This is a genomic window from Weissella coleopterorum (assembly GCF_011304355.1).
Classification (GTDB): domain Bacteria; phylum Bacillota; class Bacilli; order Lactobacillales; family Lactobacillaceae; genus Weissella; species Weissella coleopterorum.
Genome location: NZ_CP049888.1, coordinates 794,648 through 821,280, shown reverse-complemented (window position 1 = coordinate 821,280; position 26,633 = coordinate 794,648). Strand labels below are relative to the sequence as shown.

26 protein-coding genes, 2 tRNA genes and 3 pseudogenes are annotated in these 26,633 nt (G+C 34.5%); 2 read left to right on the top strand and 29 right to left on the bottom strand.

Features of this window, described 5'->3' with window-relative positions; all coding sequences use genetic code 11:
• The 21 genes and pseudogenes from G7084_RS04295 to G7084_RS04195 all read right to left on the bottom strand — a co-directional run bounded on the left by G7084_RS04295 (window position 1) and on the right by G7084_RS04195 (window position 16,146).
• Window positions 1–222 (bottom strand): YozE family protein, encoded by a 222-nt coding sequence (locus tag G7084_RS04295; RefSeq protein WP_166010359.1) that lies wholly within the window; start codon window positions 220–222, stop codon window positions 1–3.
• Window positions 222–830, bottom strand: coding sequence for a YpmS family protein (locus G7084_RS04290; RefSeq protein WP_166010357.1), 609 nt, complete (start codon window positions 828–830; stop codon window positions 222–224). Before G7084_RS04290 ends, G7084_RS04295 begins: the two co-directional genes overlap by 1 nt.
• On the bottom strand, window positions 830–1,699 hold the full coding sequence (locus tag G7084_RS04285; RefSeq protein ID WP_166010355.1) for a GDSL-type esterase/lipase family protein: 870 nt from the start codon (window positions 1,697–1,699) through the stop codon (window positions 830–832). Before G7084_RS04285 ends, G7084_RS04290 begins: the two co-directional genes overlap by 1 nt.
• A 136-nt stretch (window positions 1,700–1,835) precedes the next feature.
• On the bottom strand, window positions 1,836–2,693 hold the full coding sequence (locus tag G7084_RS04280) for a DegV family protein (protein WP_166010353.1): 858 nt from the start codon (window positions 2,691–2,693) through the stop codon (window positions 1,836–1,838).
• Window positions 2,694–2,729: 36 nt separating this feature from the next.
• Entirely contained in the window at window positions 2,730–3,596 is an 867-nt protein-coding gene (locus tag G7084_RS04275; RefSeq protein WP_166010351.1) for a DegV family protein, read from the bottom strand.
• Window positions 3,597–3,710: 114 nt separating this feature from the next.
• Window positions 3,711–4,130: a MarR family winged helix-turn-helix transcriptional regulator gene (locus G7084_RS04270; protein WP_246163733.1), complete on the bottom strand. Its 420-nt coding sequence runs from the start codon at window positions 4,128–4,130 to the stop codon at window positions 3,711–3,713.
• A 237-nt stretch (window positions 4,131–4,367) separates the two neighbouring features.
• Complete coding sequence (locus tag G7084_RS04265; protein WP_166010349.1) at window positions 4,368–5,702, bottom strand: FAD-dependent oxidoreductase; 1,335 nt, start codon at window positions 5,700–5,702, stop codon at window positions 4,368–4,370.
• Window positions 5,703–5,881: 179 nt separating this feature from the next.
• Window positions 5,882–7,279, bottom strand: a complete 1,398-nt coding sequence (locus tag G7084_RS04260; RefSeq protein WP_246163732.1) for a sensor histidine kinase — start codon at window positions 7,277–7,279, stop codon at window positions 5,882–5,884.
• A 16-nt stretch (window positions 7,280–7,295) separates the two neighbouring features.
• Window positions 7,296–7,985 carry a response regulator transcription factor gene (locus tag G7084_RS04255; protein ID WP_166010347.1) on the bottom strand — a complete coding sequence of 230 codons (690 nt, stop codon included), beginning with the start codon at window positions 7,983–7,985 and terminating at the stop codon, window positions 7,296–7,298.
• A 182-nt stretch (window positions 7,986–8,167) separates the two neighbouring features.
• Window positions 8,168–8,926, bottom strand: coding sequence for a YibE/F family protein (locus G7084_RS04250; protein ID WP_166010345.1), 759 nt, complete (start codon window positions 8,924–8,926; stop codon window positions 8,168–8,170).
• Window positions 8,926–10,044: a YibE/F family protein gene (locus tag G7084_RS04245; protein ID WP_166010343.1), complete on the bottom strand. Its 1,119-nt coding sequence runs from the start codon at window positions 10,042–10,044 to the stop codon at window positions 8,926–8,928. The genes G7084_RS04250 and G7084_RS04245 overlap by 1 nt, the downstream gene beginning before the upstream one ends.
• Complete coding sequence (gene dnaI / locus G7084_RS04240) at window positions 10,041–11,024, bottom strand: primosomal protein DnaI (RefSeq protein ID WP_166010341.1); 984 nt, start codon at window positions 11,022–11,024, stop codon at window positions 10,041–10,043. Before dnaI ends, G7084_RS04245 begins: the two co-directional genes overlap by 4 nt.
• Window positions 11,025–11,067: 43 nt before the next feature.
• Complete coding sequence (locus tag G7084_RS04235) at window positions 11,068–12,318, bottom strand: DnaD domain protein (RefSeq protein WP_246163884.1); 1,251 nt, start codon at window positions 12,316–12,318, stop codon at window positions 11,068–11,070.
• 20 nt (window positions 12,319–12,338) lie between these two features.
• The gene (gene coaE / locus G7084_RS04230) at window positions 12,339–12,935 is read right to left on the bottom strand and encodes a dephospho-CoA kinase (RefSeq protein ID WP_166010339.1); all 597 of its coding nucleotides are present in this window, start codon (window positions 12,933–12,935) and stop codon (window positions 12,339–12,341) included.
• Window positions 12,936–12,949: 14 nt separating this feature from the next.
• Window positions 12,950–13,777, bottom strand: coding sequence for a bifunctional DNA-formamidopyrimidine glycosylase/DNA-(apurinic or apyrimidinic site) lyase (mutM, locus tag G7084_RS04225; RefSeq protein ID WP_166010337.1), 828 nt, complete (start codon window positions 13,775–13,777; stop codon window positions 12,950–12,952).
• Between the two features lie 246 nt (window positions 13,778–14,023).
• On the bottom strand, window positions 14,024–14,506 hold the full coding sequence (locus tag G7084_RS04220) for a hypothetical protein (RefSeq protein WP_166010335.1): 483 nt from the start codon (window positions 14,504–14,506) through the stop codon (window positions 14,024–14,026).
• 113 nt (window positions 14,507–14,619) lie between these two features.
• Complete coding sequence (locus G7084_RS04215; RefSeq protein WP_166010333.1) at window positions 14,620–14,766, bottom strand: hypothetical protein; 147 nt, start codon at window positions 14,764–14,766, stop codon at window positions 14,620–14,622.
• Window positions 14,767–14,786: 20 nt separating this feature from the next.
• Window positions 14,787–15,047 (bottom strand): hypothetical protein, encoded by a 261-nt coding sequence (locus G7084_RS04210; RefSeq protein WP_166010331.1) that lies wholly within the window; start codon window positions 15,045–15,047, stop codon window positions 14,787–14,789.
• Complete coding sequence (locus G7084_RS04205) at window positions 15,044–15,640, bottom strand: GH25 family lysozyme (protein WP_166010329.1); 597 nt, start codon at window positions 15,638–15,640, stop codon at window positions 15,044–15,046. Before G7084_RS04205 ends, G7084_RS04210 begins: the two co-directional genes overlap by 4 nt.
• 14 nt (window positions 15,641–15,654) lie before the next feature.
• A pseudogene (locus G7084_RS04200) lies at window positions 15,655–15,858 on the bottom strand (IS3 family transposase); the annotation flags it as partial.
• 51 nt (window positions 15,859–15,909) lie between these two features.
• A complete protein-coding gene (locus G7084_RS04195; RefSeq protein WP_166010325.1) occupies window positions 15,910–16,146 on the bottom strand; it encodes a hypothetical protein in 237 nt (78 codons plus the stop codon).
• Between the two features lie 97 nt (window positions 16,147–16,243).
• On the opposite strand from G7084_RS04195, the gene G7084_RS04190 reads away from it, so the two are divergent.
• Window positions 16,244–17,313 (top strand): IS3 family transposase gene (locus G7084_RS04190; RefSeq protein ID WP_166009179.1). Its coding sequence is split into 2 segments (ribosomal slippage): window positions 16,244–16,460 and window positions 16,460–17,313, totalling 1,071 coding nucleotides; the frame shifts between segments, so codons are not numbered across the junction.
• Window positions 17,314–17,602: 289 nt separating this feature from the next.
• On the opposite strand, the gene G7084_RS04185 is transcribed toward G7084_RS04190, so the two are convergent.
• The 8 genes and pseudogenes from G7084_RS04185 to trmB form a co-directional block, all read right to left on the bottom strand.
• On the bottom strand, window positions 17,603–18,055 hold the full coding sequence (locus tag G7084_RS04185; RefSeq protein WP_206212055.1) for a hypothetical protein: 453 nt from the start codon (window positions 18,053–18,055) through the stop codon (window positions 17,603–17,605).
• 396 nt (window positions 18,056–18,451) lie between these two features.
• Window positions 18,452–19,133, bottom strand: a pseudogene (locus G7084_RS04180) (class I SAM-dependent DNA methyltransferase).
• A gap of 462 nt (window positions 19,134–19,595) precedes the next feature.
• Window positions 19,596–19,683, bottom strand: a tRNA-Ser gene (locus G7084_RS04175).
• A 2-nt stretch (window positions 19,684–19,685) separates the two neighbouring features.
• Window positions 19,686–19,775: transfer RNA gene (locus G7084_RS04170), tRNA-Ser, on the bottom strand.
• A gap of 281 nt (window positions 19,776–20,056) precedes the next feature.
• Window positions 20,057–21,128: pseudogene (locus G7084_RS04165) on the bottom strand (IS3 family transposase).
• 500 nt (window positions 21,129–21,628) lie between these two features.
• The gene (locus G7084_RS04160; RefSeq protein ID WP_166010322.1) at window positions 21,629–22,507 is read right to left on the bottom strand and encodes an aldose 1-epimerase family protein; all 879 of its coding nucleotides are present in this window, start codon (window positions 22,505–22,507) and stop codon (window positions 21,629–21,631) included.
• 200 nt (window positions 22,508–22,707) lie between these two features.
• Window positions 22,708–24,837 (bottom strand): type I DNA topoisomerase, encoded by a 2,130-nt coding sequence (topA, locus tag G7084_RS04155; protein ID WP_166010320.1) that lies wholly within the window; start codon window positions 24,835–24,837, stop codon window positions 22,708–22,710.
• 321 nt (window positions 24,838–25,158) lie between these two features.
• Window positions 25,159–25,821: a tRNA (guanosine(46)-N7)-methyltransferase TrmB gene (gene trmB, locus G7084_RS04150; protein WP_166010318.1), complete on the bottom strand. Its 663-nt coding sequence runs from the start codon at window positions 25,819–25,821 to the stop codon at window positions 25,159–25,161.
• A 388-nt stretch (window positions 25,822–26,209) separates the two neighbouring features.
• On the opposite strand from trmB, the gene G7084_RS04145 reads away from it, so the two are divergent.
• The gene (locus G7084_RS04145; RefSeq protein ID WP_166010316.1) at window positions 26,210–26,632 is read left to right on the top strand and encodes an HIT family protein; all 423 of its coding nucleotides are present in this window, start codon (window positions 26,210–26,212) and stop codon (window positions 26,630–26,632) included.
• Window position 26,633 lies beyond the last annotated feature (1 nt).

The following is a 26,633-nucleotide window of genomic DNA, read 5'->3' as shown; positions in this document are numbered from 1 at the left end:
CTACTCCTCTGATGCTAGATATTGACGCCAAGCCGCATCAAAAATGTCCATCGACTGTAAATAACTACCATTTTCTTCCAAGTATCTTGATATTTCATCAAAATCAGTACTTTGCTTAGGAAATGACTGGTCAAAAAAAGTTCCATTTGCAAAAGTTTTTACTTCATCATGCGTCACTGGATCTCTTTGCGTCATCAACCATTGATAAAATGAACGTCGCATTATTTTGGTAACCCCACTTGGAACACAAAGTGATCCTTCTTCATATTAATTTCCTTAACCTTAATTTGCATACCCGAAACCTTCGGTACTTTTTTAAAATTAATTAAAATTGTTTGCTCTTTAGAATTAACGTTGACCCATGCCGGTAAATCTAAATGAGACGCTAATCCACCCATGACATAGTTTACCGGTAATGGTAATTGTCCAACGGCTACTGAATCAGCATGCAATAATAAATTTCCATCTTTAGTGACTGATGGAGTCATTTTCATTCCATAGTCAACATCTTGGCCTAAAAGTCTTTCTGTCCCATAAACCATCATACTTGATTGTCCCATTTCAAAACGCAGACGTTTCTTTAAAGACGGATCATCATTCAAGTATTTATTCATCCAGGCATTTAAATTTTTCTTGGTTAGCTGCACCTCCATCGAAGCATCTGTCATTTGTAGCTGCTGGTGCGAACTAAATTGCTGTTCTTTACCTTGAGGCAAAACTATCAAAATGAGCATCCCTAAAACCAATACAATTAAAGTACCACCAATTCCCCAAAAAACTCCTTGTTGTCTAAGCCGATTTTGTTCTTTACTTAAGCCTTTTTTAACCATTATTGAAACATCCACTCATTCTTTTGCTTTTGCACTGCCTTAAAAAGTACCTTACTCATCTGATCATATCCTCGATTATTTGGATGATAATGATCAGTGTTAGTAATATACTCATTTTTTTCTTTATTCGGTCCATTCAATGTCGTTTTAACAACTTTATTATTGACCGTTCCTGTGAACGCCTCCGTAGATTGTTTAGCTAATTCTGCTCGTTGCTTCTTGGTCTGAAATTGGCCATAAGTTATTTTAGTAAAAATTGATACATAATGCACATTGTCATTTTGATCGGCCTCTTCACTATTAACCACATTGTAGAGATGTACTGCTTGATTTATATCTGTTCGATTCGCCAAATATACATATAGTGGATTATAATTTCCAAAAATATAGATTGGTGCATCGGCGTTAAGTGATCGTATATAAGTCATTAATTCATGTAAATGATCTGCATATTCGCCCGTTTTTGCTTCAACTTGCGGTAAGACATCAGCTTCTTGTTTTGTTTGAATTAATTTAAATAACGCTTGTTGTAAATCATTACCGCCTGATGTCATCACAATTATATCTGCTTTTTTGACTTCTTGTTGAGCGTGCTCATTATTTTGTACACGTTTTAGAATTTGATCTGATCGATCACCAGCTTTTCCATAATTATGTGACTTAACCCGCACATGGTCTTTTTTAGCAATTAGTTGCGCGGTCCTTTTTTCATAACCACCCTGGCTGGTGGTATCACCAACTCCTTGAGTTAGTGAATCACCCACTGTAACCAATTGAATTTCTTTTTTCACATTCGCTTTAGCATCAACCTTGGGAGAGATTCCAAAGCTCATCAACAGTAGCATTAGAATGATTAGTATTTTCTTCATAAGATCCCCCATTAAAAGTCTATTATAACAAATATAGCAATCATACATTGATTTTATTTTAAAATTACCATCAATCTACATATAAATAAAAAATAGAACCAAAATCAATCTTTGGTTCTATTTTCTAATAAAAATATTAATATTCCTTCAAATAACTGAGGCCAAACGCTCCAACACCCGTATGGGTTGAAACAACAGGAGTAGTTTGTTGAACATGAACCTGTGCCTTAGGAAATTCATTCTGTAAAGTTTGCGCTAATTCTTGTGCTAATTCAGGAATCCCCGCGTGCGACAATCCAATTTTTTTAATTCCATTAGCCTCATGCATTTGATCAATGATTTTCTTTAAATAATTCTTAATTGTTTTCGAACCACGACCTTTGGTTTCAGCGATAATCTCCCCATCGACCACATGTGCTCCAATTTTAATATTAAGGAGTCCCCCAATAAAGCCAGTTGCTTTAGAAATTCGTCCACCGGCAGACAAATTATCTAACGAGCTTAAGGTAAGGTATAGTTCCGTATTTTCCTTGATCTTTTGCATTTCTTGCAAAATCTCTGAAACTGATTTTCCTTGTTGGGCCAATTGAGCTGCTGCAATAACTTGAAATCCCAATGAGCAATCAATGAATGTCGAATTAATTACATGAATCTTTTCAGTATCTAACATCTGAGCAGCTTGTTGTGCTGTATCAAATGTTCCTGATAATCCTGGTGTTAAATGAATACTAATTACTTCAACATCTTCAGCATCTTCAGCTAATAATTCTTCATAAGCTTCAGTAAAAACACCCAATGATGGAGTCGAAGTTTTTGGTAAATTCTTAGCTTGTGCCATTTTATCCATAAAATCTTCACGTGATAAATCAACACCATCTTGATAAAGTTGGTCATCGATCATAACAGTTAAAGGAATTACTTTAACGCCCAATTCCATAATTTCTTCATCGGACAAAACCGCAGTCGAATCGGTCACAATTTTAACTTTAGTCATTTTTTCTCCCACCTAATTCATATAAAATATCTTAATTTACAAGCTTTCTGGATCGCGCATCCAGGCTACCGCCAAAGCTCCTTGGCCCAAATGGGCTCCCACTACCGGACCAAAATATGATAATTCAAAATTCAAATCCGGGTACATTCCCTCCAATTCTTGACGCCATTTTTCACCCTCAATGGGATCATTAGCATGAATAATCATTGGTTTTAGTGGGTAATCAGTTGTTAAGAGCGCTTCTTTAAAAATTTCTTCAACTCGTTTTTTAGCTTTTTTCATCGAGCGAACTTTTTCAAATGGCACAATATAATTTGAATCGTTATCAAAAGTCAAGATTGGCTTAACCTTCAACATAGTTCCGATAATCGCTCCAGCGTTGGATAAACGACCACCTCTTACTAAATTATTTAAATCATCAACAACAAAATATTCATCAACGGAATCTCGTAATTGATCTAATGTAGCTAATATTTCATCTATATTTTTACCATCTTGCGCCATTTGAGCTGCCTTCAAAGCCATCCAACCCATTAATCGCACTGTAATCTTTGAATCGTAAGGAATAATTTCTAAACCATCGATCTTATCAGCAATTGACGCAACGTTATTAATAAAACCTGAAATTGTTGCGGCTAAATGAATTGAAATCACTTTATCGTAACCATCAGCTTTCAATTCTTCATAAATCTCCATCAATTCACCAATCGCTGGTTGTGAAGTTGATGGAAATGAGTCCGACATTTTTAGTTTTTCATAAAATTGCTTAGGAGTTATTTCCGTTCCTTCTTTATATACTTTTCCATCTAAAATAATGGGTATTGGAATGACTTTAATATTATATCGTTCAGCCTCTTCTGGACTAATTGTTGCCGTTGAATCGGTCATAATTGCAATCTTCATAAACAAGTTCTCTTTTCTAATCTAAAAATATTTGAACGTCAAAATAATTCATACAACAAATTAATTAATCATTATACGCTGTTCAACTAGACCTGACTAGGCTTCAATTCAATTTTATAGACCTTTTTGCATTGATTTATCCAACCGATTCAATAAAATTTGTAGCATCGATTTCTCTTCTTCCGACCAGACAGAAAATATTTGTTGTTCTATCTCGTGATACTGAGATTGAATAAATTCAAGACTTTTAGTACCTGTATCAGTTATTTGATAAATAAAATGTCGATGATCGTGCCCGACCACCTGATTTTCGATCATTTCCTTTTTCATTAAGGAATTCAACTGCCGTGATAAAGTGGATGTATCTAATCCAGTGGCTTGACTAAGTTGCTCTTGAGTATCAAATTCATTTTCTACTTGTTGTAAAAGTTTCCATTCAGCAATAGTCAGCTGATATTCTTTCGTTAATTTTTTTAATATTTTTTGATAATCTTTATCTGTTTCATGTAACACATTTAAAATTTCTTTCATCATCAACTCCTCCCATGGGACTAGCTCAATTGTAAATAATCTTAAATCATGATGAGTTTATTATTAAAATTTAGAAGAACAAGTATCAACTATTATTATAATCGCTCTGACGAAAGAAGCCTATTAAATTTTATGATTCTGATACTAGTTAATTTTATTCAACTTAATCCACATTAACAAAAAGATTGATACATCCCTTTTGATGCACCAATCCTAACTTGTTCGATTTATGGCGCTTCCTTATTTTTTAGCCGCTGCCATTGCTACTGCGCCAAGGAAATTAATTGGTTGACTGAAATTGGGTTGGAACAAAAAGTCCGAGAGTGCCAATTCATCAATTGTCATTTTATTTTGAATAGCCAAAGACAAAGCATTTGCCGTTTGTGAAATATCATGTTCAGAATAAAACGATCCGCCCAAAACCGCACGTGTCTTTTCATCCCAAACTAGTGTGGCGCGAACTGGTGTCGTAGTCAACATAAAATCAGGCCGGTAATCTTGTTCAATTGTTACCGTTTTAATGCCGTCAATCCCACGAGATTTTGCCAATTGTTGATTTAAGCCAGAGCTAGCCATAGCTTTACCATAAAGTTCAACTGCTGAGGTCGATTGAGTTCCTAAATATGCAACTTGAGGTTTTAAAATGTTTTTACCAACTAATATTCCTTGACGAACAGCATTTGTGGCTAATGGAATATAATCATCTTGTTGCGTTGGATTATAAAACACCGTTGCTGAGTCCCCAGCAGCAAAGACATCCTTAACTGACGTTTGCATGTATTTATCCACAATGATGGCGCCATTATCAATCATCTTAACTTGACCAGTAAATAAATCTGTTCGAGGCAAGAAGCCAATTCCTAACACAACGATCTCAGCTTCATAAGATCCTTTATCAGTGTTTACCGTAACACCCCCATCATGTGATTCAAAAGATTTAACCATTTGACCTAGTGCTAGAGTAACATCATGCTTTTGATACTCAAGCTCAACTTCATCTGTGATATCTTGATCAAAATTCTTGGCTAAAACACGGTCTAATCCATCAATTAATGTTGTTTTAATACCATTCACAGAGAACTGTTCTGCAATTTCTGCCCCAATATAACCAGCCCCGATTACGATAGCTGATTTGGCATCCTTAGAAGCCTCCTTAATAGCCTTGGCATCATCCCAATTTTTGCATAGATAAATATTTTTACCCTCAATTCCAGGAATTGGTGGCATTACTGGTTTTGAGCCAGTCGTTACGACAATTTTATCAAACTGATCAGTTGTTTCTTGGTTATTATTTAAGTTTTCATACGTTATCGTTTTATCATCTAAGTCAACTTTAGTTACTTCATGCTTCATTTTCATTTCAATACCGTCATGTTGCATGGCCTCAACAGAATCATAAAACATTTTTTCAGGATCAGAGACATGATCACCAACCCATAAGGCAATTCCACATGAAAGAAATGAGACGGTATCATTCTTTTCAAAAACAGTGATTTCAGCGTTCGGATCTGTTTCCAAAATTCCACGAGCTGAAAAAATTCCTGCGTGTGTACATCCAATAATTGCAACTTTCATTGTTATATCCTCCGATAATAAAAAAACGCTTTCATTTGTATAAGTCCATTATACAACGCTAGCGCCTTTTTTCACATACTATCTTTAATATATCTCACCAAATGGTGTATCTTTCTTTGATTCATCATTTTTAATTGGTAATGTAATTCTAAAAATGGATCCGTGTCCTTCCACAGATTCTAAGACAATTGTCCCCCATAACCTTCGATTAATTTTTGAGCAATACTTAGTCCCAGCCCGTTACCACCCTGTTTTCTGGAACGTGCTTTATCAATTCGATAAAAGCGATCAAAAACATGTTGAGCTTCCTTGGGGCTGATGCCTTCACCAAAATCTTGAACCGCAATTTGAACTTGTCCTCCGCTTCTAGCAACAGAATAGTGAATTTCTTTACGATCACGAGAATATTTAACTGCGTTGTCCGATAAAATAATCATGATTTGCTCTAAATGGTCCCGTGACATATTTACCATTGTAGGTTTCTTCAAGTCATCATCAAGAATAAAAGTGAAATCATCATGAATCATTTTAAAATTATTATAGACCGCCTTAACTACTTCACGAGTATCCGTATTCCCATCTTTAAAAGCTAATTCAACTTGATCTGCTCGAGTCAGATCTAACATTTCTTGAACTAATCCCTGCATCCGATTGATTTCATTCAATGAGGCTTCAATTGATTCATTTAAAATTTTAGGATCATTTTTACCCCATCGATTTAGCAAATCCATGTGCCCTTTGACAATCGCAACCGGCGTTCGTAATTCATGCGAAACATCCTCTACGAATTGATGCTGAGTCAACATCGTGCGTTGCATCTGATCAAGACTTCGATTGACGATTTTACCCAAATCGGTTAATTCATCATTTCTAGTACCGGCTAGATCCACTCTCGTTTGAGATTGAGCATCTATTCGAGCAGCATCAACGACTTTTTTAATATCTTCCATTGGGCGGAGCAGATAATCAGCTAACCAATAACCCCAAATGGCAATGAAAAACAACCCCAAAAGTGTTGCCACTAGGGTAATGAGATAAATTCGATTAAATAGTCGATTAAATCGATCGAGATGATTTACTAACCGAATCATCCCAATTGTTTGACCTGTTGAATTTTGAATCTTCTTATACCCTACTAAGGCACGCCGACCTCGGGCATCATGTTCAAGTTTTATCTTCTGATCAACTAATTGGATAGCTTGTTTTGTATGTTTTGGGTAAACCTCATTTGTTCCGTCGTAAATTGTAATTTTAAAGTCGGTTCGCATAGTTTCAACTAATCCAACCTCTTGTTTTTGCGAAAGTGCATTATCACCAACAATTTCTGATTCAATTTTCTGTGGCTCTAAATTATAAATTGGCACTTTTTGTAAACTTTGAGCTACCCAATTCAATGAAGCTCGCGTTGAAGACTTTTCATCCACCAACATTCGATTGGTAAAGGCAACAATTAAGATATAACTAAAAATTATAAATATTAAAAAAAAGCCCAAGGCTGAGCCCATAGCCCACTTCCATTTGAGGGACAAACCTGACTTTTGCTTGGGATTATTTTTAACAATGGCTGTTTTATCCATTGTATCTCTCCAAATTCTATTGACGCATTACGTATCCTGTTCCACGAACCGTTTGAATATACGAAGTTTTCGAATCACTATAATCAATTTTATTACGCAAGTAGCGAATATAAACATCCACAACATTAGTTTCAACATTGTCATCATAGCCCCAGACTTTGGCTAACAGAACTTCTCGGGACTGAACTACGTTAATATTCTCCATCAAAATCACGAGCAACTCGTATTCACGTTTTGTAAGATTAATAATTTCATCACCGCGACGAGCAATGCGATTTTCTTTTTCAACCACCAAATCGCGATACTTGACAATACTTTGATGACTAGCGTGTTCCTCAGTTTCAATATTAATCCGTCGCAGTAAAGCCCGAATACGTGCTAATAATTCCTCAATAGCAAATGGCTTCACCACATAATCATCCGCCCCATAATCTAAACCTGAGACACGATCAATCACTGAATCACGGGCGGTCATCATTATAATCGGTGTATTTTTAACTTCACGAAGTCGCCGTGCAACTTCTAATCCACTTAATTCCGGCAACATTAAATCTAATAAAATAAGATCAAAATTATCATTTAATGACGTCTCTAACCCTGTACGACCATTATCAGTAACCGTCGTTTCATAACCTTCATGTTGTAATTCTAACTCAACAAACCGTGCTAAATTTGCCTCATCTTCAATTATCAAAATTTTACTCATCTTAGCACCCTATTCCTTAAAAACAAATTTCCCCGCATCTTAACAAACTAATTAATTTTAGCATAAATATCTAATTTTCATCAAGTCATTGCTAATTTATCAACATTATTTTTTAAATTCACTGTTTTTATAAAAATTTAAAAAGCTATTTCAAACAACATTGTCAGAAATAGCTTTTTGATTTAACTATTTAATTTATGCTTATGCCTTAGATTGATTAGCATTAAGGTGATTGGTAAAACCATAATAACTCCTAAAAACGCATAAATCATTGATAAGATGGCTGCAACAAATAATTTAGAATTAATAATCTCGGCAAAACTATAATGAAGCTTGGCAAACATCATCCCTAAGCTCAAAAAGTCAGCCATAAATCCGAATAAAACAGTATTCAGCGCTGTTCCCACAATTTGTTGACCTAATTGGCGTCCTTCTTTGATTAAATCAAACAGTTTCATCTGTGGATGATGATACATAATTTCAGATATTCCAGAAGTGATGGCAACTGCTGCTTCAGCAATCGCCCCCAAAGTAGCTAATAAGGCCGCTGCTACTCCCAATTGACCAAAATTCAAACCAATTTGAAGGGATAACCCTTCTAATTCCTCGGAATTTTCGACCGCAAAACCTTGAACAAAATTAATATGCTCAACTGGAATGATGATTATCATTAAAATTAACATTACAATCAAACTACTTTGTAATGCGATCAAGATAGTATCTTCGTCGGCTCCAGAACTATAAACTGTAATTAACAAAACCAAACTGCTTCCAACTAGTAATATAACCCAAAGATTAAATCCCCAACTAATAAAAAGTAACATCCCCATTAAGATAGTGAAATTAATCCATAGGCTAATGTAAGCACCAAATCCCTTTTTACCACCAATAATGATCATCAAAATAAGCAGAATGAGCGCTAAAATGAATGTAACTGACATCAATTGCGCCTCCTTTTATGGATACTATCTTGATATTTATGATCAATTATTACCCACATAATGCCAGCGGGAACGGTTAAAACAATACCGATGGCACTAATTAAAGTTTGAATCATTCCTAACTTCATATTCATACTATATGTATATCCAATATCATTGCCGTTCCTTAAAAATAAAATTGCCATGGGGATTTGAGAAGCAATAAAAATCAAAAATAACACATTTGTTAAAGCGCCAAATATTTCTTGACCCACATGTTGTCCCGCCAGCACTAATTCCTTCGCTGTAATCTTGGGATTAGTCTTTATTAATGTAAATAGAGTTGCTATCATATCCGTTGATTCATCCATAACTGCACCCAAGACGCCCACTAACGTCATTGCAAAAAACATTGGAATTGGTAACTGTGTAATAAACCCTAATAATTCAAAATTTAAACCTTGATTATGATCCAATTTAAAAACTATGGCCGCAATTAACATAGCACTACATGTCGCAGTCAAGACTGTTAAAAATATTACCCAAGTTTGACGATTTCTAAGCCCCATCACAAATCCCAAAGTTAAGGCCGATACAATCAGGCTAAATAAAATAAAAATTACCAATAAGTAATGGGTGCCAGTCCTAAGATTAAGACCAATCGCCATAATAAATAACAATGAATTTAACAGCAAGGATACCGATGTTAATCGTCCGGCTTTTCCCATCAAATTAACTAACAACCCAATTAACATTATTAAGATTGGAATCCAAGTGGAGTCCCTTTTAACGTTATCAAAACTCCAAGTATCACCTTGTCGACGTAAGAAAATTTGCATTCTTGGTTGCAATTGCTGATCCATTCCTTGACTACTATCATAGTTGTTTTCAACCCAAATTTTTTGTCCTTGTTTATGTGTATTTAAAAATTCAACTTGAACACTTTGTTGATAGTTTTGAACATGATTTAAATAAGCATCAGTGGCATGGTTTATATCAAAAGTCTTTACCTGTTTAACTTGAACGATTGGTTGCTGATATAAAAATGCATCCTGCCTTAACCCAAAATACAATATTCCTATGCCAAAAAATAAAATTAACCACGGTGCTAATTTTACCTTATTTTGAACAAACATCATGAATCTAACCTTCTATTTTTACCACTAACCGGAATCTCCTTTGCTAAATACTTAATTCGTTGCATAATTCTTTCCGCTTTAACTGGATCGGCTCCATTTTTGGTTAATGCAAAATGTTCTTTCTCTAGTTGATTCATCGAAAAATTCGAAGTAAAAAATGTGGCTAAGCCATTCTGCATCCGGTAATCTAGAACAACACTTAAAACATCGTCTCGAATCCATCCGCTTCCATCAATTTCTGCCCCAATGTCATCTAATACCAAGATATCAACATTTTTCATCTCCAAGCGCACCGTCTTAGTGTCAATACTGGAATCATTAATAGCTTCTTTCATATTGGATGCTAGAGTTGGATAATGCAACAAAAGTACATCAATATCATCAAACGATAATTGATTAGCCATGGCCCCCATTAAATAAGTTTTACCAACTCCATAAGGTCCCTGTAAATATGTGGCTCGATGAAATTCTTTGGGGTTCTCAACATAAGCTTGAATAAATTCAGATACGGCTAAAACTGCTGCCGCCATTCCGGGCTCGATGCCAGTAAAATCATTCATGGTCGCCATTTTCAATTGTTTAGGCATTCCTAGGGTTGTAATCTTGCTAGAAGCTTTTAATTTTTCATGTTGCTTTTGCATTTGTTTGCTAGCACGATACTGAATGACCACCCTTTGATCAACAAATAATAATTCAGGGTTATAGCCAGGGTGGACATCATTTTGACCGGCATTTTGTTTTTGTCTTTGTAAATAATATTCGTAAACCGTGGCCAAATCTCGATTAAAAATGGTTTCATTCAAAGCAGGTTGATTATTTTGAATGAATTTTTGAATTTCTTCATCATCCAGGATAATTTTTCTAATTTTTTCATATTCGCTTTGCATTTTAGGACGTTTTTTTAAAATATTTTGAAAAGATTTCCCCACATTTTGCTGCCCTTGATTACTCCTAAAGTTAAATGGTTCTACATTTGACATTATAACTCCTTTTTAGTTACCCGCTTTGCTTCCATTTGAGCCATCATTTGATCAAGCTTAGCTTGATCAGCGGAGCTAACTTCTTGTACCGGCTGATTTTCCCAATCAGGTCGAGTTTCACCTTGTTGATTCCCCCCCGGATTGCTCCTCGATTTTGCTTAATTTTTTGTTCACGTTGTTGGATATATTTTATAGCTTCACCTGGGGTTTTAATTTTAGCCTGAGCCCAATCCGAGTAAGTTGCTTCTAAAATCGCCTTTGGTAATGTTTTACGTTTTTGTAAAACACTTAAAGTATACAATTCCATGTTTATGACCGAATTGGGCAATCGTCCATATTTGATTAATTGTTCAATTGCATATTGCTCACTTGATGTAACTAAACCGCCTCGTTGCTCTCGAATATTTTGTAGGAATTCCAGCGGGCTCAATTGGTTTGCTTGATCAATTAAAAGATTACCAGTCTTTGGCTGGTCAGTTATATTTTCCTTTGTGGATACAGTCTTAATCTCTTGTTGTTGTTTAAATGTTTGTCGTAATGAGCTTTCAATTCCCTTTACATCAATTTGATGATCATCTAGCATATGACCTTGAATTAATCGGATTAACGTTAAATCATCAATCGAGTATAACTTCTTAAAAATCAAAAAGCTTTCTTTATTTTGTAGTAATGTCAGACGATCTAAGCCATAACCTTTAAGCATCTCAAACATTAGATCTATATCAAGTGCTGGTTGATTTCTTTGGCGAGCATCATCCCATGCGGTTGCTGGTTGATTAATCGATGCTACATCATCAATTTGATCAAAATTATCTTCACGGACAATATCAAATAATCCCTTTGAAACATTATTTCCGGAAATCACCTCTGGATCTGGAATTAATTTACTCTTTAAAATTTCAAATTGATCATCCCCCAAATATGATTTTAATAATTTAACTAGTAATTTATCATTTAAAAAATCTTCAGCATCAATCGGTTGATTTATTTCATAAACCCATTGAGATTCAAGTGTTAAAACTTGTTCAAAAGTTCGAATAAGTCCGTAACCCTCTAATTTTTCACGTGCTTGAATCAGGCGAGGACCGGATAAATTTAATTGATTTAATAATTCTACATGGGTGGTTGTATTATCGCGTTTTAATCTTTGCGGTTGCTGGATTAGTGCCATATAAACCGCAAAGGCTTCTATCCCAATTAATGGTAAATATAAATTACCCAAACTTTCTAAATTTTTAGGTGTTAAGTTGACAATACCCTTAACTTTGAATTTTTGTTGAATGTTAAATGGCATAAATCCCTACTCCTAATTATTTAACTTAAACTTCTTAATTCATCAATGATATGATCTACTTGATCATGCATCACATTAGTTTGATTGTTCTGTACCACATAATCTGCTAACGCTTCTTTTTGATCTATGGGAAGTTGAGCATCAATTCGCTGTTTGGCCTCAGTGTTTGTTAAATGGTTCCGTTGAACTAATCGCATTAATTGTTCGTCTGGGTTCAATGTCACAACTATAATCCGATCTACTCCAACTGCATTTTTGGTTTCAAATAACAATGGAATTTCCAGAAAGATAAGATCATAACCTTCCTGTGCTAAAATCTTTGCTTGCTTTTTTAATTCTTGATTAATAGCAGGATGCATTATCGAATTTAATTTTTTCAACTTTTCTTCATCGCCAAAAACGATGTTACCTAATTTGGAGCGATCCAATTCCCCATCATCTTTTAAGATTTGTAAACCGAATTGACGTGCCAATGCTTGTAATATTATCGATCCGGGTCTAACCAATTCGCGACTCACCACATCAGCATCTAAAACCGGATATCCCTGTTCTTGAATATATTTTGCCACCGTTGATTTTCCAGTAGCAATTCCACCGGTAATTCCAATTTCCAACATTTTAATCCTCTTTGTTAATTATGTAGAACTTGACAATGTGGACAATAAGTTGTCCCTCGTTGAGCAACCTTTGTTTTTACGAGCGCAGTTCCGCAACGATAACACGGCTCACCTGCTCTTCCATAAACATTAAGTTGATTTTGAAAAGTCCCCGCTTCTCCAAAGGCAGTGGTAAAAGAATGAACCGTTGTTCCATGATTTTTTGTAGCTATAGCAAGTTCATCAATAATGGATTTTCGTAAATCTGCTAATTGTTCCAAATTAATTGTATTAGCAGGCTGTAATGGATGAATTTTAGACATCCATAATGTTTCATCAACGTAAATATTCCCCAATCCAGCTATATGACTTTGATCCAACAAGAAGGGTTTAATTGCTCCCTTACGTTGAAACTCTTTTTGCATATACTTCAAAGTTAAATCTGTTTCAGTTGGTTCAGGTCCAATTTTTGCCAGCCCTGCTACCAGCATTGCATCCGGAGTATCAACTAAATTCATACGCCCGAATTTACGTGTATCACGATAAAACAGATCAATATCTTGGTCTAAATGAAAAGTGATTAAATCATGTTTACCTGGTTTAGTTCCTGCTGGAACAGTATAGTATGCTCCTTCCATGCGCAAATGTGAAACTAATGTCTTGTTACCACTTAATCGGAACAGGAGATATTTCCCCCGCCGATCAATCTTTTCAATCTTGCGCCCCGAAATTTCTGCATCAAATTCAACTTCTGACATCCCAACTATCTTTTCCCAACGTACTTCTGCCTTTAAGATAGTCCGTCCTTGAACGAGGTTAGTCAACCCTCGTCTTACTGTTTCAACCTCTGGTAGCTCCGGCATGTGCTCTCCTAACCGTTGATAGTACAACGAATTTACATTTACCCACTAACTCGGGCACTAACTTTTTAATTTAATAACTTTCTGTGTTTGTGAAATATCAAAACAGTTTTAACTATCACTTTACTATTGTACCAAATAATTAATAATTTTATTAATGTCTTATTATCCCTCTGTAGACGCTAAATTAGCAAAATAAAAAAGGCTAACCAGCTAGGAACTCCTAACCTATTAGCCTTTTAATTTATATTAAAGTTTCAATCCAGAATCTACGCTGATCGGAGTAAAATCGAATAGTAAATTAACCTTCAAGTGTTCAACGTCCATTACAAAGATTGTATACTTTTCTCCTGGGCTTAGATCATCTAGCCCAATATGAACAGTGTGGTCATCGAAAATAGGGCTTAATGCGATAACATCATTATCTTTATCATAAATACCAAAAGATAAATGTGGGTTAGTTACCGTATCTTTCAAATGAATCATTAAATTTCTAGAATTATTTGTAGCACTACCGTTAATAGAGTTATCTACATAAACTTTAGAAATAAATTCATCATAATATTTCAAGTGATTTAAATTAGTTAACTCACTGTAAGCGTACGCATCATTTGTTTTATTACTATTAGATACGATATTGCTATTTGCTGATACAGGAATAGCAGATACTCCTAAAAATGGCACCAATAGTGTTAATGTTACTAAAAACTTCGCAAGATACTTTTTAATCATGTTTCATCCTCCTATAGCATTATCAGTAAGTGTCGTTAGAATTATTATAACCGATTGTGAAAACGTTTTCAATGATTACATTCATATATTTTCAATGTAACTATTATTTTATATTAAACTTCAACTAGGCTATCAGCCATGATCCAGATCTCTCCATAACCATGAGTATAAAATAATACAGAATTAGTTGCAGCATCATTCTTGATAACCGTCCACGGTTCTGTTTGCTTAAATTTAAACCATGAACCAACTTGTAACACTTGATCTTCACTCGAAGTATCTATTGTACCCGGTCGTACCCCATCAACGATTTCAACAGGATACCGTGGCTTTCCCAATCTCCATCAATGTTACCAGCTAATTCAACCGAAAGGACTTGCCATACGTTTTTGAACAACGTCATTTTATCAACTCGGTAAATTTGATTGGTGAAGCTAAATGTATCTCCCAGATTCAAAACTTGATCCACTACCTTGGGAACTGGATTTGGGCTCTCATTAATTGGTGGGTGTGCCACGTTCTTACCTGCAAAACTATTCAAGCGTCCTTATCCATATATGCAATATTCAAATCCAGATTACCATCATAACCAGCCAATAGTCCGGTTGAGCTATACTGATAAATTGCTGGTTCTCCCCATACTCCCCAACCTGTGCCGTCTGTCCAAGGATCAGACAAATACCCAGTTCGATCGTAATTGGCGTACTGTGCTGCCCACAAACCATATTGTGGAGAAACCGCTGACCAATCCATTTGATGAATAACAGACTTAGACATGTAAATTAATGGTGCTACACCAGTTAATTCATATACACGATCTAAGAATACCTTGGCACCGTTCGGCCCTAATCCCAATCCATCTGCTTCAAAATCAAGAATCAAAATAGCCTCGCCGATATACCCCCCAATATTATTCACAAAATATTTCGCTTGCGCTCGTGGGTCTTCATTAGACATAAAGTGATGCACACCTAGTAACTTACCTTCTGCTTTAGCTTGCTGGTAATGTTGATCCCCGACGGGATTAATAAAATAAGTCCCTTCTGTTGCTTTGACGATAATAAAATCTGCCTCAATTGCCCCTGCATTCAATCCTTCTTGGTAACTTGATAAATCTAATCCGTTCATTGTCATAATTTAATCCTCCAATTTTTTATTAAATTTGGTCGCTGATCATAATCAACATGCGTTTCAGGTTTTTTAAATCGGCGACACATAAGAGAACGAATATTAAATTGATGCATTAAACGAATTATACGAGACGTACCAATTCTAATCCCAAATGACCGTAAGGCCATCTGTAAACGTGGACGTCCATAGACTTTATAATTATCACGCCATATATTTAGCATTATTTTACCAATCAGATTAGTTTGTTGCCCGTTTGATAACTACTTGATAGGTTAAATCGCTTTAACCCATTTCGAAATAGCACCAGTCGTTACACCATCAATATATAAATCAGGTACATCGTCATCATTGGTAACTAACTTAATATGAGACAGCTCATTCATTCCATTACGTGCTTCTTGTATAAAATCATTGATAGCCTCTTTGGCTTCGCTTGTATCCACGTTTACTTTAACTGTGATTTCTCCTGCGCTTTTCTTTTGAAACATTTGCTTTAATGCTTTGAACATTCCGTTTCTCCTTATCTAATCTGTTAATAATTTGGCTCCTATGATGGAATTACGGACAAATTGTTCGATATAATACATCATAAAGGAGCTTTTTATTATGGTTATCAAATATTCAAATGACTTTAAAGAATCGATCGTAAGCTTGCATAAAGTTGGTCGTTCAGCTAATTCATTAGCAAAAGAATACAACGTTAGTGTTTCAACGGTTTCTAAATGGGTTAATCAAGCCGATCCTAACAATACGAAAGTATTGTCAGCAAATGAAAGGGCATTGATTAAAGAAAATAAACAACTAAAAGAAGAACTTGATATTTTAAAACGAGCAGCGGTGCTTATGGCGAAAAATTGATCATCAAAGGACGTATTCCTACCTTAAAAATTATTAATGACAATCTACAGGTTGGGCACCGCATTACTAAAATTTTGAACGTCCTCAGAATTCCACGATCGACTTATTATGGCTATATACATTGGAAGCCTGGTAAAACCCTTCTTCGTCGCAATTTCATTAAGCAAAAGGTATTAGATGCATGGTTAAAATATCCTATGTATGGATACCCGCGATTAACAATTTTATTAAATCGTCAGTTAAAAATTAAAATTAGCCAGCGTATGGTTTATAAACAGATGTACGCTTTAAAAATTAGGTCTAGGATGACTAAACGAATTAATAAGCCTAAAACACATACTGAATATGATCAACGACCAAATCTAATTAAAGGATTACCTGATCAATCCAATATTCTTTTAACAGATATTACGTATATTCCCGTTAAAAATACTTGGGTTTATCTAGCTAGTGTGTACAATCCCGTAACCCGGCGGGTTATTTCTTATAAAGTTGGAAGTCATATGACTAAGGAATTAGCAACCGACGTCATTAATCAAGTCGCAGTAAAGTCTGTTAAACCAAGCATTATTCATAGCGATATGGGGAGTCAGTATACAAGCGATTTATTTGAAAGTACTTTAACTCGTTTTGGGATTAAGCATTCTTATTCTCGTAAAGGACAACCTGGTGATAACGCAAGAATTGAGAGCTTTCACTCAATTTTGAAGCGTGAATACATTAATTTTCAAGAATTTAAGACAATTAATGAAGCAATAGCTGGCATTGATAGCTATATTCGCTGGTATAACAGTGATCGAATTTCCCTTGTAGCGTAGCTACAAATAAATCATATTAATATCCCGTTTAAAACGATAAGTATAGACGGGTTGTTTAGAATGGCATGGAAACATTAAAGGATGCACTTTTTTAGATAAATCACATACTTTACCAGTACGTTAAATAATTAAAACGTTTTTCAAAATTTATTCGTATTTTTATGTCCGAATTATTGACATAGGAGCCTTTCATCTTCAAGCTTTCTATAATCAACACTCATTCTTCATTACATTCCTCCTACAAAAAAACGCCTAACAAATGTTAGACACTTAAATTACTTATATATTTTTAATTTGAAGGAATAGTAAATTCAGTTCCAAATGAAGCTCCTTCTCCGTTTGGAGTCTCATACATTGCTAATGTACTATAACTAACATATTTTTCCTTTTCTCCATCTTTGAGAGTGTGCGAGAATTTCACCACTCTATCACCATGTCCTTGACCTATCACTGTAACCTTACCATCTTTATCAATACCAAACATAACAAATAATTTTGGCTGAAACGATTCTACCAAAGTTCCTGAATAGTCATTTTGGTAGACGATTTTATTAGTGTCTGTATCAAATGTCGCAATATGCTTATCTCCAGAAGTAGGTCCATCTTCCTGAGTGATGTTCAATGGGAGAATGGCTTTGGTTGAATATTTCATCGCTGATGTTGTATTAACACTATCAGAATCTAGTACTGCTGCACTAGCTGATAGTCCTGCACCACCTAAACTCAATGCTACAACTCCCATAGTGGCAACCAAACGTAAACTTTTTAACATAAGAACTCTCCTGTCTATATATATAATATGGCAATAAAGTAGATATATAAGTTACACATTGATAACTTATTCACAGAATAACATACCCTTCATGAAAGCTCAATCATTTTATAATGTTAAACTCATTAAAATGTTGACATGCCACTTAAATTACAAACAAAAAGCAACAACCTAAGTCATTGCTCTCCATTATGGACGGCTGTCCGTTGACGCCTGAATCTTTTTAAAAAGAGAGTTATGCTTAATATAAAGAGATATAATATCCGACGTCTGGGCAAGCATAACACGTTGATCAATTTAAACCTAAGCATATTATTTCCTCCTACAAAAAAAGCCTAACAAATGTTAGACGCTTAATATGATTTTCTATATTTTTCTTGCTGATATATTTAACATCATTGGGCGACGGAATTCGTCCTTCATGCCAGGAATATCTAACATTGAATCTGGTGGTGTAGGTTCTATTAAATGCTGTATTGAAAATCCATATCTAATCAAAGTTTCAATATATGTTTCTAATGTACGATGATACTTAGTTACCGGAGTATCCCAAAAATTAGTTTCCCTTACTGTTTCATCAAAGTACCTATCAACGGAGAAATATTTAATAGACCCGTCGTCATTTAAACCCCATTGTTCCGTTCCCTCAGATGTAAATATTGGATGTTCAACTGAAAAAATAAACTCTCCATCTGAATTTAGTAGTGCATTTACACCATCGACTACCTTTTCAAAATCTTCTATATAATGAAGAGCCAACGAACTAAATACTAAATCAAACTTAGTGTTCAACGATCCTAAATTATTAATATCGACGTTCTTAAATTCAACATTCTTATATTGATTTTTCTGCCTAGCAGTAGCCAACATTTTCTCAGAGCTATCAATACCTAACACGTATTTAACCCCTTGCTCAGCAGCATAAATACTGTGCCACCCATAGCCACTACCTAAATCTAACATAGTTTTATTTTTTAAATCAGGCAGTATTTTTTTCAAAGCCTCCCATTCGCCAGCTCCTTTTTAAGCCTTCCTTACTTCGATTCATTTTTGAATATTCATCAAAGAATTTTTAATTATCATATATTGTCACAGTAGACCTCCAAAGATAGATTACAACAAAAAAAGCAACAACCTAAGTCGTTGCTTTCCATTATGGACGGCTGTCCGTTGACGCCGGAAGCTTTATTAAAGGGTTTGATCAAATAACCAAGGAGATCGCCCCGACGTCTGGGCAAGCATAACACTTATAATCATATAAACCTAATTATTACAAACAAAAAAGCAATAACCTAAGTTATCGCTTTAATTGACGTCAATCTGTAAGGATTAGGGCTCATGAATATATTGTTGTTATGTAATTTATTCATTCGACGCCTATATAATAATAACATTATTTTTATGAAAGCGAAATCATTTAATGGTATAAAGCTCATAATTTCGTTGCAGAGCTCTGTAAATTTAAAACAAAAAAGCAATAAACGAAGTCATTGCTTTTTTTGATCAATAGCGGAGACAGAGAGATTCGAACTCTCGCGCCAGTTTCCCGACCTACACCCTTAGCAGGGGCGCCTCTTCAGCCTCTTGAGTATGTCCCCAAAGGAGATAGTGGGATTCGAACCCACGCGCCGATTTCTCGACCTGACGGTTTTCAAGACCGTTCCCTTCAGCCAGACTTGGGTATATCTCCTAAATAATACATTTTAAATTTTATCAAATTTTATTTTATTAGTAAATAAAAGATTTAGTAAATAAAAAGCAACAACCGAAGTCATTGCTTTAAACGTGAATCAGATAAGAATTGTAATCTCACATATTATTTAATTAGTATGTTGGTATCTGAAACACGTTTAATATAGTAGGTAAGGATTTGCACCTTACATGGTTGAATATTTATTTCGATGTCATTTAATCAAAGCTCGCCGTTTCTATTAAAGGTTGCTACTGTGTCAATAAATGGTACAGAAATAGTTAAACGGCTGTCCGTATTCTATTGTGATTGTACCAATACATATAATTTTCAATTTTCAAAATTAAATCATCATAACTTTGGAATTTAGTTAGGTAAACAAACTCACGTTTGAAAATCAAATGAAAGGCCTCAATTGGTCCATTGTCATAAGGATGACCTTTGAGAGAATACGAGTGTTGTATTTTAACTTTTTTGAGTAATTGTTCAAATTAGTTACTGGTATATTGACTTCCCATATCAGAATGAATAAATTGTGGCCTTTTATGATGTGATAATGCCATTTTCAATGTATCTGTTACTAAATTACTAGTCATCTGATTTGCTACTTTATAGGCAATAATTTTATGATTACTTTCACTATAAACACTACTTAAATAAACCCAATGACCTGGATATTCCTCTATATAAGTAATATCAGTTCGCCAGATTGACGCATTTTTATCACAATGTTTTATTAAATTTGGTCGCTGATCATAATCAACATGCGTTCCAGGTTTTTTAAATCGGCGACACATAAGAGAACGAATATTAAATTGATGCATTAAACGAATTATACGAGACGTACCAACTCTAATCCCAAATGACCGTAAGGCCATCTGTAAACGTGGACGTCCATAGACTTTATAATTATCACGCCATATATTTAGCATTATTTTACCAATATGTTGATCATCTTGTTCACGTCGTGAAGGATGATGATTTATCCAATTATAATAAGTTTGTCGTGGAATTCTTAATTTATTTAAAATCATTGTTAAGCGGTATCCTCGTTGACATAACTTTTCTATAAGCACTAACCCATTTTTAAGTTTTATCTCTTTCCGAGTAATACCGCCGCTAATTTTAAAATTTCATTTTCCTCTTTTAATCTTTAATTTCAGTCAGATTAGTTTGTTGCCCGTTTGATAACTGCTTGATAGGTTCAATTGATTTAACCCATTTCGAAATAGCACCAGTCGTTACACCATATTCACGAGATAAAGAGGCCATCGATCGATGGCCTTCTAAATATAATTTTACTATTCGTTCTTTAAAATCAGTTGAATAACGTTTACTTGAATTATTTTTCATAAAAATAGCTCCTGTTCTGATTAAATTATCGCACAAGCTGTTTCTCTTTTCTTGTACCATTTATCAGTATAGGAGCACCGAATATTAATGGAAATACACCCATCAATTTAAATACACAATTAAAAAACGTCTTCCAATTTTTTCATCTGCCGTTCTATTAACTTCTGGCTTAGTATCATTTTAACTATAATTATATTTGGGATAAAAAAGTGCTTAGTCAAAATGACTAAACGCTTTTATCTAGTTTTTCACATTTGAAACTTTGCCGACTTTCATATTCATCAGTAATTTCGAATCTCGAAGCCTTACAAAACAAGCCGTGCTATTTATCACATTTACGGTTTATCACTTTTATCATTGAAAAGTACTAATTATTTCTATGCACATTTTCTATTTCTGTCTTCATTCTCAAATGGTATTTTTTAATGTTGCTATTCAAATATAGACCAATAATAAAATTAGAAATTGCCTTCTAATTACTATCTAGCATCAAATTCAACTTAAAAAACTTGAATGGAATATTCGCCAAGATATTGAGCCCCAACATCTAACTGGTTAATCGAAAATTTATCAACCAATTGACCCGTCGCATCGATTGTATCAGCGATTCCCCACCAAGGTTCTATACAAATAAACGGTGCTTCTACATCATACTTTGTCCAAATTCCCGCAAACTTAGCGTTTTTAATTGATAACACAACACCGTGTTGTTGCTCATCATCAATAATTTTGATTTTAATCGGTTGCTTATCTAAATCAAGAATAATGGCATCGTTTTTAAAATCAGCACGTTTTAACGGAAATGACTTAGTTGCGTCAAAACCGGTAGTTTGTTTTTCATCCAAAAACGGTCCATTTAAAATTTTACGTTGATATACTTTATCCGGTTGAAGTTCCAAATGATAATCTTCAAATTTTTTTCGATCTGAAAGTGGAATATTGAATCCTGGATGACCTCCCAAACCAAAGTAAATTACTTTTTGATCGATATTTTCCACTACATATTTAATACCAAGCTCCCCTGAATTGGATAAAGTAAATATTACATCAAATTGGAATTTAAATGGATATTGTTGACGTGTTTCTGGCGAATCGATCAACCTTAATTGTATTAAATCCGCCTTAATTTCAATACAATTAAAAATATTATCTCGTGCAAATCCATGCTGGCTCATTTGGTATTCTTCACCACTGAATTGATACTTATTTTCCTTGAGCCGACCAACAATAGGGAATAGTTGGGGGGCATGACGTCCCCAAAAAGTTGAATTCGCTTGCCATAAATACTCAGTCTCATCTTCCTTTAAGTATATGCTACTTAATTCAGCCCCGATTTCATTAATTGCTACACGAACTTTTTCATTCTCTAGATACAGCATTTATTCACCCCTCTATAATACATAAAACGCTTTCATTGACTTAATTTTATCAAATTTATCAATATTGTAAATATCCTCGTTTTACCTAAATAAAAAACTGAGATAGCAACTATCTCAGTTCAAAAAATGTGTAAATTGATTTTTAATAGCCAATTTGATACTAATAAATTATTTTTTGGTATTTGCCTTTTTACGAGTCGTTACTTTCTTCTTGGCATTTTTTTACTAGTAGTCTTTTTAGATTTCGTAGTCTTAGCTTTCGTTACTTCTTCACCATCTTTTGGAGTTGTTCCGTCGGCCAAAGTCTTCTCTGTTGGCTTATCCCACGAAATAAACTCACAATCTGGATATCTAGAACAACCATAAAAAGTTCGACCGCGTTTAGTTTTTCTTTCAATAATTTGTCCTTGATGACATTTAGGACAAACTAAACCAATTTCTTTAACAATGGTTTTCGTATTTCGACAATCAGGGAAACGAGAACAAGCAAAGAATTTTCCATATCGTCCCAAACGTTCTAACATCGGGGCACCACATATTTCACAATTTTCACCTGCTAATTTATCTTTAACGACAATCTTTTCCATCTCTGATTCTGCTTTGTTCAATTCGACTTTAAACGGTTGATAAAATTCATCAACAACTTTTACCCAGTTTTCATTTCCAGTCTCAACATTATCCAGCTCATCTTCAATTTGCGCGGTAAATTGTAGATCTGCAACATCAGGAAAATAAGCTCGAACGGCATCTTGAACCATTTTACCTATATCAGTTGGGATAAATTTCTTAGCATCCATTCGCACGTACGCACGTGATTTCAATGTTTCAATCGTAGCCGCGTAAGTTGAAGGACGGCCTACCCCGGCTTCTTCTAAGGCCTTTACCAATGCCGCTTCAGTATACCGTGGCTTCGGCTGTGTAAACTTTTGTTCGGGGTTTATTTTAGCTAGTTTAACAAGGTCTCCCTCTTCCATTTCAGGCAAGATATTGTCTTTAGCTTTGGCGGCAGGATAAGCTTTCGTGTATCCCGCAAACTTACTAGTAGCACCATTTGCTCGAAACATAACTCCATTTTGAATTAATGTTACTCTGACTCGATCAATTATTTCAGGGGTCATTTGTGATGCCACAAAACGTGACCAAATTAATTGATATAGTTTAAATTGGTCATTTGTTAGTTTATCTTTAATTGATTTTGGAGTACGAAAGACTGAGGTCGGGCGAACTGCCTCATGCGCATCTTGTGCTCCTTCTTGCAGCTTTCCTTGAACGGGTTTAGTCGCCGCATATTCATTACCATATTCTTCATGAATAAATTTAGCGGCATCATTTTTAGCAATTGACGAGATTCGAGTTGAATCAGTACGCATGTATGTGATGAGTCCAACCGAACCGTCTTTACCGCCTAAATTAATTCCTTCATATAATTGTTGCGCCGTCGACATCGTTCGTCTGGTTTGAAAATTAAGCTGCGTATTAGCAGCCTGCTGCAAGGTGGAGGTTGTAAAAGATGGACTTGGATTATTTTTACCTTCACTCTTAACAACTTCACTTACCGTAAATTCTGAATTCTGATCAATACGTTTTAAAATCGACTGTACCATTTCGTTATCAGGAATTCGTTTAACTTTTTGATTGTCTAGCCCATAAAAACCAGCTTTAAATTTTTTATTAGCTTTTTTAAATTCAGATGGAAATTCCCAATACTCTTCAGGTTGAAAAGCCTGAATTTCATTTTCACGATCAATAATCAACCCTAATGCGCCTGATTGAACTCGCCCAGCACTCAAGCCCTTTTTAATTTTTTTCCAAAGAAGCGGCGAGATTGAATAACCAACCAAGCGATCAAGAATGCGCCGAGCTTGTTGCGCATCCACCAAATTCATATCCAATTGGCGAGGACGTTTAAATGCATCTTTAACTGCATCTTTTGTAATTTCGTTGAATACTACCCGATTTTCTTCTGAATTAGTATCCAATTCTAAAATATGTGCTAAATGCCAAGCAATCGATTCTCCTTCGCGATCCGGGTCAGAAGCAAGATAAACATGTTTAGCTGCCTTTGCTTCTTTCTTCAGGATTTTAATGACATCACCCTTACCACGAATATTAATATATTTAGGATTATAATCATTTTCGGTATCAACACCCATTTGGGACTTTGGCAAATCTCTAATATGCCCAATACTGGCCACGACTTTATATCCTGAGCCTAAGTATTTTTCAATCGTTTTCGCTTTGGAAGGTGATTCAACAATCACCAAATTTTTCTTTCGTTTTGTGGTGGTACGCTTTTTAGATTTAGTTTTTTCTTTTGTTGAAGTAACCACGTACTCATCCTCTTTTCTTTAATTTTTTGATCTTTATGTCTGCTTACTATAATATAAAAAATTAAAAATTACCATACTATTGTAAATAAATCATTTTTTTGAGCAATCCTAGCCAACAAAAACATCTTTCTTTTTTAATACAAAAATGTCCCTATTCTTCTTACTTTATCTACCCGTAATGAAATTTATAATTTATATTGTTTGTTAAATTTGAATCAATCATGTTTATATAAGCACATCTTAAAAATCCACTTATATAATTATTCAATATAAATTACATAAAAAAACTTGAAACAAAAAATGTCTCAAGTTATGAATTAACTATTCAAAATGTCCTAGAAATTGATAGATGGGGAATCCCGCGTTAGAGAATTTCTCTTCATATTCTGTTTCAACATTGTCTTTCATTTTTTCAAGATCTTCATGCAAATTTAGAGAAATACCTTTAGGATCAAATTTAACACCACAATTTGCAAAACTATATAGTGAGTATTCAAATAATCCACGATTGTCTGTTTTGAACGCAATTTCTCCGGAATCTGGCAAAACAGATTTGTATCCTGCTATGAATGATTTATAGGTCAACCTTCTTGATTCATGCTTAGTCTTTGGCCATGGATCTGAGAAGTTTAAATAAATTTTACTCACTTCACCCTTTGAGAAGTAAGTTTCAACTCCTGCTCCATCACCATAAATAAACCTTAGATTGGGTAGTTCTTCTTCATCTTCATCAGCCTTACGAGCAGCGACTGCAACGGCTGATTCTTGAATTTCCATACCAATAAAATTGATGTTAGGATATTTTTTAGCCATCCCGATTATAAATTGTCCCTTACCAGTACCCACTTCCACGTGAATTGGCGCTTCTTGCGCGAAAATATTCATCCAATTACCTTGAAGTCCAGTTGCTCGATCTTGGGTAATCACCAATTCGTCGTGATTCGTCAACCATGCATCCGCCCATTTTTTGTTTCTTAATCGCATTTCTACCTACACCTCCTTATGCCTGCGAAAATATAATGATATTTTTATCTCATATTATTATATTTTTAATTTAACATTAGCCTATTTTGCAAAAAGACTTTCTAACTTTTAATCGCTCTAAATTGATTTTAAACTGCAAATCTCATCATATCTAAAATTATTCATAATAACAAGATCTTGAATGATTAATATAAAAAATTTAATTTTGAAAATACAATATCAAGATTAAGTATGCTTGCAACTTGAATATTATATATGAAGTTTTAATTTGAATATCTAATTTCATTAAATTAAGTAAAAATATTAATCAATTATCTAAAACAGTTTAAGTCTCTAACATGATACAATATGTTTATATTAAACTTTTTTCTAACATGGAGGATCTATAATGACTGATGTTTTTGATAAAATTATCTCTGGTGATATTCCAGCTTTTAAAATTTATGAAGATGAATATACTTTAGCATTTTTAGATATCACCCAAATTACTCCAGGTCATACCCTTCTAATCCCCAAAAAAGATATAACTGATATTTTTGAGTATGATGATATAACAGCTTCTCAGGTACTATCAAAACTTCCCCTCATTGCACGCGCCATAAAAGCCTCTAATCAAAATATTATCGGTATTAATATTTTTTCAAATAACGGAACTGGTGCTGGTCAAGTTGTACCTCATTCTCATTTTCATCTAGTCCCTCGTTATAAAGATGATAATTTTAATATCACTGAATTTAGTAATGCTGATCAGTATGATAATGCTAAATATCAAACAATTGCAAATAATATTATCGAACAATTAGAGGGCTAAT

Coding starts and splice junctions, on each gene's coding strand:
- G7084_RS04295 (WP_166010359.1), bottom strand. CDS start 222: ATGCGACGTTCATTTTATCAATGGTTGATGACGCAAAGAGATCCAGTG.
- G7084_RS04290 (WP_166010357.1), bottom strand. CDS start 830: ATGGTTAAAAAAGGCTTAAGTAAAGAACAAAATCGGCTTAGACAACAA.
- G7084_RS04285 (WP_166010355.1), bottom strand. CDS start 1,699: ATGAAGAAAATACTAATCATTCTAATGCTACTGTTGATGAGCTTTGGA.
- G7084_RS04280 (WP_166010353.1), bottom strand. CDS start 2,693: ATGACTAAAGTTAAAATTGTGACCGATTCGACTGCGGTTTTGTCCGAT.
- G7084_RS04275 (WP_166010351.1), bottom strand. CDS start 3,596: ATGAAGATTGCAATTATGACCGATTCAACGGCAACAATTAGTCCAGAA.
- G7084_RS04270 (WP_246163733.1), bottom strand. CDS start 4,130: ATGATGAAAGAAATTTTAAATGTGTTACATGAAACAGATAAAGATTAT.
- G7084_RS04265 (WP_166010349.1), bottom strand. CDS start 5,702: ATGAAAGTTGCAATTATTGGATGTACACACGCAGGAATTTTTTCAGCT.
- G7084_RS04260 (WP_246163732.1), bottom strand. CDS start 7,279: ATGGATAAAACAGCCATTGTTAAAAATAATCCCAAGCAAAAGTCAGGT.
- G7084_RS04255 (WP_166010347.1), bottom strand. CDS start 7,985: ATGAGTAAAATTTTGATAATTGAAGATGAGGCAAATTTAGCACGGTTT.
- G7084_RS04250 (WP_166010345.1), bottom strand. CDS start 8,926: ATGTCAGTTACATTCATTTTAGCGCTCATTCTGCTTATTTTGATGATC.
- G7084_RS04245 (WP_166010343.1), bottom strand. CDS start 10,044: ATGATGTTTGTTCAAAATAAGGTAAAATTAGCACCGTGGTTAATTTTA.
- dnaI (WP_166010341.1), bottom strand. CDS start 11,024: ATGTCAAATGTAGAACCATTTAACTTTAGGAGTAATCAAGGGCAGCAA.
- G7084_RS04235 (WP_246163884.1), bottom strand. CDS start 12,318: ATGCCATTTAACATTCAACAAAAATTCAAAGTTAAGGGTATTGTCAAC.
- coaE (WP_166010339.1), bottom strand. CDS start 12,935: ATGTTGGAAATTGGAATTACCGGTGGAATTGCTACTGGAAAATCAACG.
- mutM (WP_166010337.1), bottom strand. CDS start 13,777: ATGCCGGAGCTACCAGAGGTTGAAACAGTAAGACGAGGGTTGACTAAC.
- G7084_RS04220 (WP_166010335.1), bottom strand. CDS start 14,506: ATGATTAAAAAGTATCTTGCGAAGTTTTTAGTAACATTAACACTATTG.
- G7084_RS04205 (WP_166010329.1), bottom strand. CDS start 15,640: ATGACAATGAACGGATTAGATTTATCAAGTTACCAAGAAGGATTGAAT.
- G7084_RS04195 (WP_166010325.1), bottom strand. CDS start 16,146: ATGTTCAAAGCATTAAAGCAAATGTTTCAAAAGAAAAGCGCAGGAGAA.
- G7084_RS04185 (WP_206212055.1), bottom strand. CDS start 18,055: ATGGGAGTTGTAGCATTGAGTTTAGGTGGTGCAGGACTATCAGCTAGT.
- G7084_RS04160 (WP_166010322.1), bottom strand. CDS start 22,507: ATGCTGTATCTAGAGAATGAAAAAGTTCGTGTAGCAATTAATGAAATC.
- trmB (WP_166010318.1), bottom strand. CDS start 25,821: ATGCGATTAAGAAACAAAAAATGGGCGGATGCATGGTTGACGAATCAC.
- G7084_RS04145 (WP_166010316.1), top strand. CDS start 26,210: ATGACTGATGTTTTTGATAAAATTATCTCTGGTGATATTCCAGCTTTT.